This is a genomic window from Krasilnikovia cinnamomea (assembly GCF_004217545.1).
In the GTDB taxonomy this organism is placed as follows: domain Bacteria; phylum Actinomycetota; class Actinomycetes; order Mycobacteriales; family Micromonosporaceae; genus Actinoplanes; species Actinoplanes cinnamomeus.
Genome location: NZ_SHKY01000001.1, coordinates 1,424,863 through 1,439,252 on the forward strand (window position 1 = coordinate 1,424,863; position 14,390 = coordinate 1,439,252).

Consider the following 14,390-nt stretch of genomic DNA (forward strand, 5'->3'; position numbering starts at 1 on the left):
CCGTCCTCCGTTGCGGCAGCCGCGCGCCAGACTGACCGCAAGGGACGCCTGTCCAGCAGGACGCTGCACGCCACGGAGGAAACCATGCTCAGCAGGCCCCGTGCCGGATCCGCCGCCGCGGTCATCCTCATCACCCTGGGATCGCTGGTCCCGGGCAGTGGCGCCTCGGCCGCGCCGAGCGCGCCCGGCGGCCAGGTCCGGCACATCCACCAGAGCGGCACCGCCGAATACCACCCGACCGGCACGGGAAGCGGCGCGCCCGGACCGCTGTCCACCGAGATCGCGCACCGGCACGAGGCGGACGGCAAGCACGCGGCGGCAGCCGGTTCCGACCGCACCCTCGCCCCGGCCGGGGCGGCGGCCCGGGCCGCGCTGGCGCGATCCGCGACCGCGCTCGCCCCGCCACCGCCACCCGGGGTGATCCGCACTCCCCGGCTGGTCACCAGCTTCGACGGCATCAACCACCGCCAGCACCGGACCGCCAACAACGGCAACCAGTTCAGCGTCGAACCGCCCGACCAGGCGCTGTGCGCCGGCAACGGGCACGTCGTCGAGGCGGTCAACGACGCGTTCCGGGTGTACGGCGCGGACGGCAGCGGCCAGACCGGCGTGGTGGACCTCAACACGTTCTTCGGTTACCCGCCCGCGATCAACCGGAGCACCGGGGTGTTCGGCCCCGTGGTCACCGACCCGAGCTGCCTGTACGACCCCACCACCCGCCGCTTCTTCCTGGTCGTGCTGACCCTGGCCAGCACGACCGACGGGGAGCTCACCGGGCAGAACCAGATCGACATCGCGGTCACCGGCGACCCCACCGGAGTGTGGAAGACGTACTCCGTGGACACCACCGACGACGGGCGCAACGGCACCCCCGTGCACCCGAACTGCCCGTGCATCGGCGACTACCCGCACATCGGCGTGGACGCGTACGGCTTCTACCTCACCACGAACGAGTACGCGTTCTTCGGCGACGAATACAACAGCGCCCAGGTGTACGCGTTCTCCAAGCGGGCACTCGCCCGCGGCGACGCCGACGTCCTGGTGACCCAGTTCGACACCACCGCGGCCGACGCCGGACGCAACGGCTTCACCATCTGGCCCGCCCAGTCGCCGAGCACCGGCGACTACGACCGCGGCCAGAAGGGCACCGCGTACTTCCTGTCCTCGAACGCGGCCGAGGAGGCCACCGGCACCGACGACTACGTCTCGGACAGCATCGTCACGTGGAGCCTCACCAACACCCGCTCACTCGACTCGCCCCGCCCCGCCGTGCGGCTGCACGACACCAGGGTCGGCGTGCGGGCGTACTCGCTGCCGCCGCTGGCCGACCAGAAGGCCGGACCCGCGCCGCTGGCCGAATGCCTCAACACGCCCACCTGCGCCACCGTGCTGCTCGGCGCCCCCAACCCGGCCGCGCCCGAAACCCTGTCCCGGCTGGACAGCAACGACACCCGGATGCAACAGGTCACGTACACCGGCGGACGGCTGTACGGTGCGCTCGACACCGCCGTACGCGTCGGCGGGGCCATCAAGGCGGGCATCGGCTGGTACATCGTGCGGCCCCGGTCGTCGGCCACGTCGGTCCACGCCAGCCTGTTCCGGCAGGGCCAGCTCGGGCTCGCCGGCAACCACCTCATCTATCCCGCGATCGGGTTGACCGCCCAGGGTCACGGCGTCATCGCGTTCACGCTGACCGGCGCCGGGTACTACCCCTCCGCGGCGTACGCGGCCTTCGACGGACGCTCCGGCGCCGGCGCGATCTACCTGGCCAAGGCGGGGGTGGGACCGCAGGACGGGTTCAGCGGCTACCGGGCCTTCGACGACCCGCCCCGGCCGCGCTGGGGTGACTACGGCGCCACCGCCGTCGACGGGCACCGCATCTGGATCGCCAGCGAGTACATCGGCCAGCAGTGCACGCTGCCGCAGTACACCGCCGACCCGTTCGGCAGCTGCGGCGGCACCCGCACCGCCCTGGCCAACTGGGGCACCCGGATCAGCCTGATCAAGCCGTGAGCGCCGCGCTCTAGGGTGGGCCCATGGTCGTCGTGTTCGATGCCGAGCTGTGGATCTGGGACGCCCGGCGCGCTGACAGCTGGACGTTCGTCAGCGTGCCGGGCGAGGAGTCCGAGGAGATCCGCGAGGTGAGCGCCGGGCCCCGTCGCGGCTTCGGGTCCGTACGGGTGCGGGTGACGGTCGGCGGCAGCACGTGGCGGACCTCGATCTTCCCGGACAGCGCGCGGGGGTGTTTCGTGCTGCCGATCAAGCGTGCGGTCCGCAAGGCCGAGGCGCTCGACGTCGGCGACGTCGCCACCGTGACCCTCGAACTCGTCGACCTATGACTATCGCCCGCCCGCGTCGGTGACCGGCACGGTGGGCAGGATCGTCCGGCTGCGGCCGGGCCGCGGGTACGCCTGGGCGGCCGCCGCCAGCCGGGCCGCGTGGTCGCGCTGCTTCTGCCAGTGCCCGTACAGCGCGCCGCGCTGGGACAGCCGGTCCACCTCCCGAATCGTCGCCGGGTCGACGTCACCGGGGGGCGCGTCGCGCCACGGCGTGCCGGGCAGCGGCATGAACGTGTGGGCGTGGATGCGCGCCCCCAGCTCGGCCAGCTCGCGGGCCAGCCTCAGCGAGGCGTCGACATCCCGCCGGTCCTCCCCCGGCATGCCGAAGATCATGTCCACATTGATCCCGAAGCCCTCGGCGACGCCGAGACGCACCGCGCGCCTGACCTCCTCCACCCCGTGCCCGCGCTTGGCGGCATCCAGTACACCGTCGGAGCCGGACTGCGCGCCCACGATGATGTTGGTGTTGGCGCAGTACCGCCGGACCAGCCGCAGCGCCGCACGGGACACATGCTCGGGGCGGATCTCGCTGGGGAACGACCCGAAGAACACCCGGCCGTCCGGGCCGATGCCCTCGCGGCAGCTCGCCAGCAGCTCCTCCACCGCCGCCAGGTTCGGCTCCTCGGTCTGGCTGCCGTAGGACAGCGCGGTCGGCGTGATGAACCGGACGTCGCGCAGGCCCCGCTCGCGCATCCGGTCCACGTGCCAGCGCACGTTCGCGATGCCCCGGTGCCGGAACTTCGCCGAGAACATGAACGGGGTCTGGCAGAAACGGCACGCGTACACGCAGCCGCGCGTAATCTCCAGGGCGTTGAACCTGTCCCAGCGCAGGGAGAACCCGCGGAAGTCGTCGAGCGGGCGGCGCTGCGGGCGCCCGGTCCGCACGACGGCCCCGGTCTCGTCGCGGTAGACCAGACCCGGCACTTGCGCGTACGCACCAGCCGCGTCGACCAGGCGCAGCAGGATGGTCTCGCCCTCGCCCACCGCGGCCACGTCCCAGCCCGCGTCCAGGGTCTGCACGGGCTCCGCGGTCGCGTGCACCCCACCGGCGACATGTCGCACGCCCGGACCGTCCGCCAGCTTCCGGATCTCCGCCAGCTCCTGCGCGAGCCCCGCCGCGTCGGGCGAGTAGAACGACCAGAGGACGAGCACCCTGGCGCCCTCGGCCAGCGCGGTCTCGATGTGCTGCGCGGTGGACTCGGGCGTGTCTCCGAAGCGGACGTCGAACCGGGTGGTGGTCTTGTGCTCCTCCAACGCCCCCAACAGCACGTGGAAGCCGTACGTCACCGCCTTGCGATACCGCAGCACCAGCACCAGGTCGAGACCACCCATGCGCCGATTCTGCCAGCAGTCAGCCGTCGAGGTAGGCGTCCCAGTCCGGCTCGGAATCCGATGGCGGCTCCGGGCCGGCTTCGAGCCGCCGGCCGATGTCGTCGGCCCACTGCAGCGCCCATCGTGAAAGCACCTCGATGTCCGACAGCCCCATCCCGTACGCCAGGAACGTCTCCTCGTCGCGCAGCTCTATGCTGCTGAGCCGCTCAGCCAGATCGTAGAGTCGGAACGTCGCCAGGAACCGACTTCCGAGGCTCTCGAGGCGCTCCCACGAGTACCCCGCCTCGTAGGCGGCGTACACATCGATGAAATCGCGGTGCAGAGCCCGGTCGTGTAGAGCGCGCAGCGGCATCGCCGCCGCGGTCGCGAAGTCGATGTCCCGCGACGGCCGAGATGTCAGTTGATGTGCGCTGATGGCATACCCACCCGCAAGCACGAGTCCCAGGTCCTCGCCAGCTTCGAAGCCGATGCGTGCCAGCCTGAGGTGCAGCTCCTCCACGCGACTCAGGCCACCGGCCGCAGTCCGGGAAGCCGGCGCTCCCACCGCTCGGTGATCTCGCGGGTGGTCAGCCGACGGATCTGTGGCCACGACTCGCGGAGCAGATCCGGATGCATGAAGGCGGCGGCGTCAGTGCGCTGCCCGCAGTCGAGCAGGATCGAGTAGAGCGTCAACCGCTGCCGGGGATTCGACACGTCGAAGGTATCGGGCCCGGACCAGGCCAGACGGTCCGGAAGCCGCACTGGTCCGGCGTCAGGTCCATGCAGTTCTCCCCAGGCATGCGGGATGCGCGAATCCACGCCGTCGTACCGGGAGGGCAGGTCCGACACGTCCATGCCGAGCATTATGCCGCGCTCCATGAGCCTGATGGGGTCACGCTGTGGCTGACAACAGCGGAGGCCGGACCTCGGAAAGTCCGGCCTCCGCCGTATCAGCCCACTCGGTGTCGAGATCAGGTCAGCTGGAAGCGGGAGACGATGGCCCGCAGTTCCGCGCCCATGCGGGCGAGGTTCGCCGCCGACTGCTGGGAGTGACTGACACCCGTCGTCGTGATCTCCGCGGCCTGCGCCACGGACGCGATCGTGGTGGCGATCTCCCGGCTGCTCTCGGCGGCCTCGGTGACGTTGCGACCCATCTCGCCCGTGGTCGCGGTCTGCTCCTCGACCGCGGCGGCGATCAGCGTCTGGTACTCGCTGATCCGGTCAATGATCCCGGCGATCTGCTCGATCGCCTTCACCGCGCTCAACGTGTCGGCCTGGATGGCCTCCACCCGCTGTGAGATGTCCTCGGTCGCCTTCGCGGTCTCCTGGGCCAGGTCCTTGACCTCGCTGGCGACGACGGCGAAGCCCTTGCCGGCCTCACCCGCGCGGGCCGCCTCGATGGTGGCGTTGAGCGCCAGCAGGTTGGTCTGCTCCGCGATCGCGGTGATCAGCTTGACCACGTTGCCGACCTCCGCCGAGGAGGTGCCGAGCTTGCCGACGGTCTCGTTGGTCGCCTGGGCGACGCTGACGGCCTCGGCGGCGACCGCGGCGGCCTCGCCGGCGTTCTGCGCGATCTCCCGGATCGACGCGCCCATCTCATCGCTGCCGATCGCCACGGTGTCGACGTTCGCCGACACCTGTGCGGCCGCCCGCGTCACTTCGCGGGCCTGCGCGCTGGTCTCGTCGGCGGACGAGGCGATCTGCTCGGAGACCTGGGACAGGTCGTCGGAGGCGACGGCGAGGGAGTCGGCGTGGCCGGAAAGCGCGCCGACCGTACCGCGCAGCGATTCGACCGTCTCGTTCAGCGCGTCCCCGAGCTGACCCAGCTGGTCCTTGCGCTTGATGTTGACCCTGGCGGTGAGGTCGCCCTTGGCGAGCTTGCCGAGCGCGCCGACGACGATCGACAGCGGCCGGACGACCGACCGGGTGACCAGGACGCTCAGCACTGCCGCCAGGGCGAGCGCGATGAGCAGCGCACCGCCGAGGGTGAACTGGCCGAGGCGCTGGGACTTCTGGCTTGCCTTGCGGGCCGCTTCCTGCCGCTTGTCGACGGACTTCTTGAGCGCGGTCACCACCTCGTCGATGGTGCCGAGCGAGTCGGCCGCCGGGCCGTCGTTGATGGCGTCCATCGCCTTCTTCTTGCCCGCGGCGCTGTCGTCACTCAGCCACTTCATGACCTTCTCGTCCCAGACGAAGAAGTCGTCCCAGGCGGTGGAGAGCTTGGCGTACAGCGCCCGCTCCTCCGGGGTCATGTCCTCGAGGTGCGCTTCCTTGAAGCTCTTGTACAGCTCTTCCTTGGCGTACAGCTCCTCGGTACGGTTGAAGCTGTCCTCGCTGAGGGCGAACTCCGCGCCGTACGCGGCGACGTCTGCGACGACCAGACCCTGCCACCCGGAGATGTCCGCCATCTGGTACTGGGCGAACGTCACGTCCCGGCGGACGAGCTCCAGCTTGGTGAGCTGCTCCTGAGCATGCTGCTGGCGGGACATGCCCCACCAGCCCGCCCCGGCGGCGACGATCATCAGCACAACGAGTACCGAGAATGCACCGCCGAGCCGCATACCTACACTCGATCGACCGAACCGCACGGCTAATCCTCCCGGCACCCTGGACTTGACTGCCTCCTTCATCGGCCGGGCTTCGCCCAGACCTAAGACTTGAGGGAGAATCGACGACCGTGAGCGATGACACCCCGACACGCGTTCGAGAACTCGACATCGTCGTCTACGGCGCCACCGGCTTCGTCGGAGCGCTGACTGCGGAACACCTGGCCGCCTACGCCCCGGCCGGTACCAGGATCGGACTGGCCGGCCGCTCGGAGCGGCGGCTCGCGGCGGTCCGCGACCGGCTGGGCGTGGACTGGCCGCTGCTGGTCGCGGACGCGGACGACACCCCCGCCCTGGAGCGGCTCGCCGCGACCACCCATGTGATGCTCACCACAGCAGGGCCCTATGCCAAGTACGGCCGCAAGCTCGCCCGCGCCTGCGCCGCCGCCGGCACCGACTACGTCGACCTCACCGGCGAGGTGCTGTTCGTCCGGGACAGCATCGACGAGAACCACGAGCTGGCGAGCTCGACGGGCGCCCGCATCGTGCACTCGTGCGGCTTCGACTCGATCCCGTCCGACCTCGGCGTGCACGTGCTGCACGAGCAGGTACGCGCCGACGGCGCCGGGGAGCTGACCGACACCACCCTCGTGGTCACCCGCCTGCGCGGCGGGGTCAGCGGCGGCACCATCGACTCCCTGCGCCACCAGCTGGACCAGGTGCGCCGGGACCGCAAGCTGCGCCGGCTGGCCGCCAGCCCGTACTCGCTGAGCCCCGACCGGGCCCGCGAACCCGACCTGGGGCGCCAGCACGACCTGGTCAGTCTGCGCGGCCCCGAGGTGGCGCCGGGCCTGCGGGGCAGCCTGGCCCCGTTCGTCATGGCGCCCTACAACACGCGGGTGGTGCGGCGCAGCAACGCCCTGCGCGACTGGGAATACGGCCGCCGGCTGCGCTACCGGGAGGTGATGAGCGTCGGCACCTCACGGCTGACGCCGGTGCTGGCGGCGGGCACGAAGGTGGGGCTGGCCGCACTCGTGGTCGGGCTGTCCGTGCCCCCCACCCGCTTCGTCCTGGACCGGGTGCTGCCCAAGCCCGGCGAAGGACCGGACGAGCAGACCCGACGTACGGGGCATTTCACGGTCGATCTGTTCACCACGACGACCAGCGGCGCCCGCTACACCGCCCGGGTCAAGGCCAAGGGCGACCCCGGGTACGCGGCGACCGCCCTCATGATCGGGGAGTCGGCGCTCGCGTTGGCGCTGGACCGCCACGACCTGCCCGCGACGCCGGGCGGCGTGCTTACCCCGGCCACCGGCATCGGCGACGCGCTGGTGCGGCGGCTGCGGGCGGCGGGCATGGAGCTGTCGGCCCAGCCCGCCACCTGAGCCGTACGGTCAGCGCCGCTCGCCGGTGATGTAGCCGGTCAGTTCGGAACGCTCGGTCTCCAGCTCGTCGATCCGCTTCTTCACCACGTCGCCGATGCTGACGATGCCGCGCAGCGAGCCGTCCACCACGACCGGCACGTGCCGGAAGCGGCGCTCCGTCATCATGCGCTCGACCTCGTCGAGCTGGGCGTCCGGCGCGATCGTGTGCACGTCGGCGGTCAGAATGGCCGTCACCGGCTCGGCGAGCACTGCGGAGCCTCGAGCGGCCAGGGCCCGGACGATGTCGCGCTCGCTGACGATGCCCTCGACCGTGGAACCTTCACGGGACACGACGACGGCGCCGATCCTGTTCTCGGCGAGTACCGCCAGCAGCCGTGCCACATGTGTTTCCGGGGGGACGGTGACAACCTTGTCGCCCTTGGCCCGAAGTACGTCGCTGATGCGCATGTTCCCTCCAAAGATCCCGCGCTGGACCCGCCGAAGTGGACGCTCACCAGCCTAGGGCTCTTGGGCCCCGCTGGTCACAGTTTCCCGCACAGCCTCTGGAACGTGTCCGCTCCGCGGCCACTCGCCCGACATTCGGAATATGAATACAATTGATCACATAACGGACTTAACGCTCGAATAGGGAAAAACAGAACAGCCGACCCGGCGTCCCGGGTCGGCTGTTCACTACTTCCGTGCTCCTACCGCCAGCCGGACTCCGCGGCCCGGCGGCGGCGTACCGATCCAGCGATGGCGAAGCCGGCCAGCAGCAGCACCACCCCGACGCCCACGAGCGCCATCGTGTTCGCGCCGGTGAGCGCCAGCTTGTTGCCGGCGGTGGGCGCGGCCACCTGCTGATCGGCCTGCGCGACGGGCTGGGCGTCGGGCGCGGCCTCCGGGTCCAGTGCCGGGTCGAGCTCGACGTCGGCGGCGGGTGTGGTCTTGTCGCTGCGCGCCTCGACCTCCTCCGCCGTGTCCGAGTCCGTGGTCGCGGTCCGCTTCTTCGTCACGGTCGGCTCCGGGACCGCCTTCTCCTTGCCGCCCTGATCCCCAGCGCTGTCGGAGTCGGCCTGCGCGGCGTCATCGGACTTGGTGTCGCTGGTCACGGTGGGCTTGCGGGTCGGGGCGGTGGTCGGCGGGTTGGTCCGGACGATGACGCCCTTGGTGCTCACGCCACCGTTGGTGCCCTGCTGCTGGCCGCCGTTGTTGTTGCCGCCCTGCTGGCCGCCGTTGTCGTTGCCGCCCTGCTGGCCGCCGTTGTCGTTGCCGCCCTGCTGGCCGCCGTTGTTGTTGCCCTGCTGGCCGCCGTTGTCGTTGCCACCCTGCTGGCCGCCGTTGTCGTTGCCGCCCTGCTGGCCGCCGTTGTTGTTCCCGCCCTGCTGGCCACCGTTGTCGTTCCCACCCTGCTGGCCGCCGTTGTCGTTCCCACCCTGCTGGCCGCCGTTGTTGTTCCCACCCTGCTGGCCGCCGTTGTTGTTCCCGCCCTGCTGGCCGCCGTTGTTGTTCCCGGCGACCTGGATGCGGACCGCGTCGAGAGCGGGGGTCTGGTTGGCGCGCTCCATCATCGGGATCCGGTGCGAACCGTCACCAGCCCACGACGCACACTGCGCGATACCCTCCTGCGGCAACCCCGGCACGTTGATCGTCACCGTGTCGGCACCACGACCACCCTGCTTGTCCTCGGTCGCCACGAAGAACGCCGGCACCGGCTCCGGGGCCGGAGCGGCATCGGTGGTCTGCAGCATCCGGCAGGCCGTGTGGAAGTGACCCCGCACGATGCCACCCTGCAGCACCGAACTCTCCACGTAGTACCCACCCTGACCCGCCGCCAGGAACCGGTCCCGGATCAGGTTCCGCGTCGACACCTTCAAGCTGAACGCCTGACCCGCCGCCACCTGTCGAGGCGCCTCCACGATCAACAACGACGGGTTGTTCGCCGCCGCACCCACCTCACCGAACTCCGTCGACACACACCGGTCACCCTTCTGGAAACCGTCATGCGGCTGAAGCTGGGTGTTCTCGCAGGAGTTCGTCAACACGCCCAGACCCGCACCCGGAGGCGGATTCTGACCATTGTTGTTGTTCCCACCATTGTTGTTGCCGCCCTGCTGCTGGCCACCGTTCTGGCCGCCCTGCTGCTGGCCACCGTTCTGGCCGCCCTGCTGCTGGCCGCCCTGCTGCTGGCCGCCCTGCTGCTGGCCGCCCTGCTGACCGTTCTGACCCTGCTGGCCGCTCTGCTGCTGGTCGTCGCCGTCGTTGTTCGCGACGTTGCGCATCACCCAGTCGCGGCAGCGGTCCCGCATCTCCGCGGCGGACGGCACGTCACCGGCGCCGTCGTCGGCATGCTGGGTCACCTGCCCCTTGTTCGTGGTCCAGGTACCCTGCCTGGTCTCCGTGGACAGCTTCGTGGACCTCGGCGCCTGGATGTTGTCGCAGGCGGACAGGGCACGCTGGGTCGAGCGCTTGGTGCTCGCGTCGGAGACCTGGGTGACGGTGACGATGCCGCCGAAGGCCACGAGCGTGGCCGCCGCGGCGACGAGACGACGCCGTCCGGTGAACCACTTCGACCACGACGATTCGCGCCTGTAACGCCTTCGCATGGGTGAACCTCTTCTGTCGCTGCACGCCGTTGTGGCGACGAGTACGAATAGTCGCCGGCCGGTGGCTGTCAGGTGGGGGGGGGCGACGAGGAGCGGGCGGAAGCGGCGACCGGTCCATGGACGACATTCCGTAGTCGTTTCCGCGCTCTCGTCACCGGCTCCGGAGGCCCTGTTCGGGTCGCCGCTGGGGCCGGCAACCAGACGCTAAGAGGCGCGCCGACGGAAGGCAATCGGCGCCATGGAATTGAGGAACTCTTATGCCGGACTTAAAGAAAAGATAGGAGAGAACCCGCTAACCGCAGGCATCATCCGAACGGATGATGTCGATGGTTCGGCGCCGTCCGTGGAATTTCTTCGCGGGTTCCGGCCGGGCGCGGACACGACGAAGCCCGGCCCCGATGCGACGGGGCCGGGCTTGCGGCGTGACTAGGACCGCGGAGGTCAGTCGTTCTCGGTGGGGGACGGCGCCGGCTTGGGCTTGCGCGGCCCCTGCGCCTGGATCCGGCTCACGGTGTACGTGTCATCCTTCTTGGCACCCCGCAGCTTGATGCGGTCACCCACGGCCAGCGACGCCAACGACACCTTCTTGCCGTTCCGCTTGATCCGCGCGGTCGGCGAGACGCTGACCGTGACCGTACGGTGCCTGATGTTCTTGGTGCCGCCCTTGACCACGACCGTGAGCGTCCCCGCCTCGACGTCGATCGCGCTGATCTTGCCGCGCCCCTCGAACTTCTTCGGCTTGGCCGGCTTGGGGTCCTTGTGCAACGCGTGCACTGAGACGGAGGTGCGCTTCGTCTGCGGCTGCACCTCAGCGGCGGCGGCACCTGTGGCCGATCCGACGATAGCGACGGCCACGGCCACGGCGGCCACGAGTGTACGGCGCATGCGCATAAATGATCTCCTTGCTCGAGGGACCCGTTCAGTTTTCGAACGGCCGGGTGCAGACCGGTGCGCCCTCCGGTTGCCGAACGGTTGCAACCGCCGCCTCAGTCCGGCAACCCGCACCCGGCGGGACCCTCCGCCGCCAGTACGGCGAACGCGCACACCGCCCCGCGCGGGTAGTAGTCGCCCATCGCGGCCGCCGCCGGGCGCGCCCGGCCGTTCGCGGGCGCGTCCAGCACCGAGTACCGGAAGCTGTCCACCGGCAGCATGTTGCGCAGCACCACCAGATGCCGGGCCCGGGGGTGCTCCAGCGAGAACGGCACGAACGTGGCCCCGGGCAGCGCCTGCACCGCCGGGCGCTGCGCCTCGGTGCCGAGTACGAAGGTGTAGTAGCCGCGGGCGTCCAGGGCCGCGGCATCGTCGTGGCGGCAGCCCGGGTCCACCGAGCCGTCGGGCAGTTCGTTGACCACCACCGGGTAGTACGGCCGCCGCAGGTTGGTGCAGAGCGACCAGTACCGCATGTCGTCGCCCGGTGCGGGCCACGGGCTGGGATGGGGGGTGTCCGGGCTGGATGCCGCCCGGCCCCGGATCACCACCACCCGGTCGCCCCGGGGCGGGTGGATCCAGGCGCTCAGGTAGCCGCTGTCGGGGTTGGGGAACAGTTCGTCGGCGCCTCGGCCGCGGGCGAAGGCGAGATCCGGCGCGGTGCGCGGCGGGGGAATGATCGGGGTCCGCGCTCCCGCGGGGGCCACCGTGGCCGGGCACGGCTTCAGCGTCCGGGGCACGCCGCCGTCGATCACGGTCAGCGTGGGCAGGCGCGCGGGAACCGACGGCCGGTCGGCGGGCAGATACGTCCGGTAGACGAGGAAGCCGACATCACCGTCGCGGGCGCGGGCGGGCGCGATCGGGATGGTGTTGGTCTGGCCGGGGGCGACCTGGTGCCGCAGATACAGGGTGTAGGAGCCGCCGGGCCGGGCCGACTCCTGCCACGGGTTGACGCTGCCGGGATCGGGCGCGATCTGATAATCGGTGCGGGAGGAGAACACGCCGTCGCGGGTGAAGGTGCCGCGCAGGCCGTTGTAGACGGTGAGCGACGCGTACCGGGCGTCGGGGAAGGTGCCGGTCACGGTGATCTCGCGGTCCGCGCGTACCCGGAACGGGGTCACCCAGTAGTGCGCGTTCGTGTCCGGCAGCGCGATGTTGTCGGCGTCCGCGCCCACCTCCTGCGGCCAGGCGCAGGAGGGGCCGCCCGGGGCGGCCGAGACGGGCGTCGGGGCCGGCAGCATCAGTACGGCGGCGAGGAATCCGGACACCGTCGTCCACGATCGAGTCATGGCAGCAGTCCACCACGGTCATGTGACGACCCGCGCAATGACTTTCGTCAATATCGGCGGATCTGCTCCGTCGCGGCTTTTCGACCGTCCTGCGCGGTCACGAACCGGCTGGGCATAATCGGCTCCGTGACCAAATGGGAGTATGCGCGCCTCGAATACCGGGCCGCGGGCACGTTCGGCACCGACCGGTACATGGACTGGACCGCGACCTTCTACCACCCGGGGGGCGTACTCCGCTGGGGCACCGACGAACGCTTCGACGACCTGCGTCACCTCAACCGGGCCGGTTCGGCCGGCTGGCAGGTGTACGACCGGGCCGCCGTCACCGTACTCAACGAACCGCACCGGCTGCACGGGGTCACGTACTCGATGCGCCGACCGGTGACCTGAGCGCCGCCCGCGCACCGTGCCGAGACACCGGCCCCGCGGCGGAAGCCGCGCGCCTTTGCTCAGGTCGTCCGCCGCGCTGCCGATCGCGCGGACGTGAATCCTCGGGTGTACGGGACCTTCCTGGCGTGCGGCGTCGCCGTCGCCGCGGTCCAGGCGATCGGCAACGACGTCGTCGCGGCGGCCACGTACGGGCTGGCGGGCGCGGCGGCCGCCGTCGCCGTCCTGCTCGGGAACGCGCGGCACCGCCCGCGCCCACGCGCGGCGTGGCCACTGCTCGGGGCGGCCGTGCTGGCCAGTTCCGCGGCGCACGTCGTCGTCGCCGCCGCGCCCGCCCCGGAATCCGTCCGGTACGCCGTCGACCTCATCCCCTGCCTGCTGCTGGTGGCCGGGCTGGCGGCGCTGGCCCCCCGGGTTCCCGGCGCCCGCTCGGGTAACCGCCTCGACGCCGCGATCGTGGCGGGCAGCCTGGGACTGCTGGCCTGGACGCTGGCGGTGGTGCCCGCGCTGGCCCGCGACTACGCCTCCCCGCTGTGGTTCGCGCTGGGCGTGGCCGCGCCGCTGGCCGACCTCGCCGCGCTGGTGCTGCTGGGCCGGTTGGTGACCGCCGGGGACGACCGCGGTCCGATGCGCTACCTGCTGGCCGCCGGGGTGCTCTGCGGGTTCGCGGGCGACTCCTGGTTCACGGCCGACGCGCTGATGAACGGTCCCGCCGTGCCGGACGGCCGGGGCGGCGCCCTGGTCTGCCTGGGCTTCGCACTCGTCGGTGCGGCGGCGCTGCACCCGGCGACGGGCGCGACGGCCAGGGGCGGCACCTCGGCGGCGGCGGCCGGTGACGGCTCGGCGGGCGAGGGTGCCCCGGCCGGGGACGAGAACGCGCCCACGGTTCCCGCCAACCGGGAGGAGGCGCTCGCCGCGTTGACGGTGCGCCGCCTGGTGCTGCTGGCCGCGGCGGCGCTGCTGCCGCCCGTGGTGCTGCTGGCCGAGGCGCCAGCGGGCGTCGACGGGCTCGACGCGGTCGCGATCGGGGTGGCCTGCATCGGGGTGTTCCTGCTCGTGGTGCTGCGGATGGCCGGCCTGGTCCGGCGGGTGGAGGAGCAGGCCCGTACGCTCTCGCGGCTGGCCACCAGCGACGAGCTGACCGGCGTCGGGGACTGGCGTTCGTGGGAGGCGGCCCTGCCGGTGGCGGTGGAGCAGGCCGGGCGTACCGGCCGTCCGCTGTCCGTGGCGGTGCTGGAGATCGACCACTTCCCGCGGTTCGCCGACACGCACGGCGCCCAGGCGGGCGACCAGCTGCTCAAGTCGGCGGCGGCGGGCTGGCTCGACGCGCTGCGCCGCAGCGACACGCTGTACCGGCACTCCGGGCCGGAGTTCGGGCTGATCCTGACCGACTCCACGGCCGCGCACGCCGCCGAGGTGGTCGCCCGGATGCGCGAGGCGATGCCGGGCGGGCAGACGTTCTCGGCGGGCGTGGCGCACTGGACCGGCACCGAGACCGCGGCACAGCTTGTCGCCCGCGCCGACACCGCGCTGTACCGGGCAAAGGCGGAGGGCCGCGACCGTACGGTGGCGGCCGGCGAGACGGTCCCGGCGGTCGGGTAACGGCCGCCCCCGAGACGGC

13 protein-coding genes are annotated in these 14,390 nt (G+C 71.4%); 5 read left to right on the forward strand and 8 right to left on the reverse strand.

Annotated elements, in window-relative coordinates; all coding sequences use genetic code 11:
* Positions 1–84 precede the first annotated feature (84 nt).
* Complete coding sequence (locus tag EV385_RS06200; RefSeq protein WP_130508578.1) at positions 85–2,013, forward strand: hypothetical protein; 1,929 nt, start codon at positions 85–87, stop codon at positions 2,011–2,013.
* Between the two features lie 23 nt (positions 2,014–2,036).
* Entirely contained in the window at positions 2,037–2,339 is a 303-nt protein-coding gene (locus tag EV385_RS06205) for a DUF1905 domain-containing protein (RefSeq protein WP_130508579.1), read from the forward strand.
* Here EV385_RS06205 and EV385_RS06210 read toward each other — a convergent pair whose 3' ends face one another.
* The 4 genes from EV385_RS06210 to EV385_RS06225 all read right to left on the reverse strand — a co-directional run bounded on the left by EV385_RS06210 (position 2,340) and on the right by EV385_RS06225 (position 6,172).
* Positions 2,340–3,671: a TIGR04013 family B12-binding domain/radical SAM domain-containing protein gene (locus EV385_RS06210; RefSeq protein WP_130508580.1), complete on the reverse strand. Its 1,332-nt coding sequence runs from the start codon at positions 3,669–3,671 to the stop codon at positions 2,340–2,342.
* A gap of 19 nt (positions 3,672–3,690) precedes the next feature.
* Entirely contained in the window at positions 3,691–4,170 is a 480-nt protein-coding gene (locus EV385_RS06215; RefSeq protein WP_207229766.1) for a nucleotidyl transferase AbiEii/AbiGii toxin family protein, read from the reverse strand.
* Between the two features lie 5 nt (positions 4,171–4,175).
* Complete coding sequence (locus EV385_RS06220) at positions 4,176–4,505, reverse strand: hypothetical protein (RefSeq protein WP_130508581.1); 330 nt, start codon at positions 4,503–4,505, stop codon at positions 4,176–4,178.
* A 116-nt stretch (positions 4,506–4,621) separates the two neighbouring features.
* Positions 4,622–6,172 (reverse strand): methyl-accepting chemotaxis protein, encoded by a 1,551-nt coding sequence (locus EV385_RS06225; protein WP_242625244.1) that lies wholly within the window; start codon positions 6,170–6,172, stop codon positions 4,622–4,624.
* A 155-nt stretch (positions 6,173–6,327) separates the two neighbouring features.
* Between EV385_RS06225 and EV385_RS06230 the strand changes: the two genes are divergently transcribed.
* Positions 6,328–7,581 carry a saccharopine dehydrogenase family protein gene (locus tag EV385_RS06230; protein WP_207229768.1) on the forward strand — a complete coding sequence of 418 codons (1,254 nt, stop codon included), beginning with the start codon at positions 6,328–6,330 and terminating at the stop codon, positions 7,579–7,581.
* Between the two features lie 9 nt (positions 7,582–7,590).
* On the opposite strand, the gene EV385_RS06235 is transcribed toward EV385_RS06230, so the two are convergent.
* The 4 genes from EV385_RS06235 to EV385_RS06250 all read right to left on the reverse strand — a co-directional run bounded on the left by EV385_RS06235 (position 7,591) and on the right by EV385_RS06250 (position 12,382).
* Positions 7,591–8,028 (reverse strand): CBS domain-containing protein, encoded by a 438-nt coding sequence (locus tag EV385_RS06235; protein ID WP_130508583.1) that lies wholly within the window; start codon positions 8,026–8,028, stop codon positions 7,591–7,593.
* 239 nt (positions 8,029–8,267) lie between these two features.
* Positions 8,268–10,166 carry a hypothetical protein gene (locus EV385_RS35930; RefSeq protein ID WP_341273923.1) on the reverse strand — a complete coding sequence of 633 codons (1,899 nt, stop codon included), beginning with the start codon at positions 10,164–10,166 and terminating at the stop codon, positions 8,268–8,270.
* A gap of 441 nt (positions 10,167–10,607) precedes the next feature.
* Positions 10,608–11,057, reverse strand: a complete 450-nt coding sequence (locus tag EV385_RS06245) for a hypothetical protein (protein WP_130508584.1) — start codon at positions 11,055–11,057, stop codon at positions 10,608–10,610.
* A gap of 95 nt (positions 11,058–11,152) precedes the next feature.
* A complete protein-coding gene (locus EV385_RS06250) occupies positions 11,153–12,382 on the reverse strand; it encodes a hypothetical protein (protein ID WP_130508585.1) in 1,230 nt (409 codons plus the stop codon).
* A 126-nt stretch (positions 12,383–12,508) separates the two neighbouring features.
* On the opposite strand from EV385_RS06250, the gene EV385_RS06255 reads away from it, so the two are divergent.
* Both EV385_RS06255 and EV385_RS06260 read left to right on the forward strand, forming a co-directional pair.
* Positions 12,509–12,772 carry a hypothetical protein gene (locus EV385_RS06255; RefSeq protein WP_130508586.1) on the forward strand — a complete coding sequence of 88 codons (264 nt, stop codon included), beginning with the start codon at positions 12,509–12,511 and terminating at the stop codon, positions 12,770–12,772.
* A 93-nt stretch (positions 12,773–12,865) separates the two neighbouring features.
* Entirely contained in the window at positions 12,866–14,371 is a 1,506-nt protein-coding gene (locus EV385_RS06260) for a GGDEF domain-containing protein (protein WP_130508587.1), read from the forward strand.
* The last annotated feature ends 19 nt before the right edge of the window (positions 14,372–14,390 follow it).

Coding starts and splice junctions, on each gene's coding strand:
- EV385_RS06200 (WP_130508578.1), top strand. CDS start 85: ATGCTCAGCAGGCCCCGTGCCGGATCCGCCGCCGCGGTCATCCTCATC.
- EV385_RS06205 (WP_130508579.1), top strand. CDS start 2,037: ATGGTCGTCGTGTTCGATGCCGAGCTGTGGATCTGGGACGCCCGGCGC.
- EV385_RS06210 (WP_130508580.1), bottom strand. CDS start 3,671: ATGGGTGGTCTCGACCTGGTGCTGGTGCTGCGGTATCGCAAGGCGGTG.
- EV385_RS06220 (WP_130508581.1), bottom strand. CDS start 4,505: ATGGACGTGTCGGACCTGCCCTCCCGGTACGACGGCGTGGATTCGCGC.
- EV385_RS06225 (WP_242625244.1), bottom strand. CDS start 6,172: ATGATCGTCGCCGCCGGGGCGGGCTGGTGGGGCATGTCCCGCCAGCAG.
- EV385_RS06235 (WP_130508583.1), bottom strand. CDS start 8,028: ATGCGCATCAGCGACGTACTTCGGGCCAAGGGCGACAAGGTTGTCACC.
- EV385_RS35930 (WP_341273923.1), bottom strand. CDS start 10,166: ATGCGAAGGCGTTACAGGCGCGAATCGTCGTGGTCGAAGTGGTTCACC.
- EV385_RS06245 (WP_130508584.1), bottom strand. CDS start 11,057: ATGCGCATGCGCCGTACACTCGTGGCCGCCGTGGCCGTGGCCGTCGCT.
- EV385_RS06250 (WP_130508585.1), bottom strand. CDS start 12,382: ATGACTCGATCGTGGACGACGGTGTCCGGATTCCTCGCCGCCGTACTG.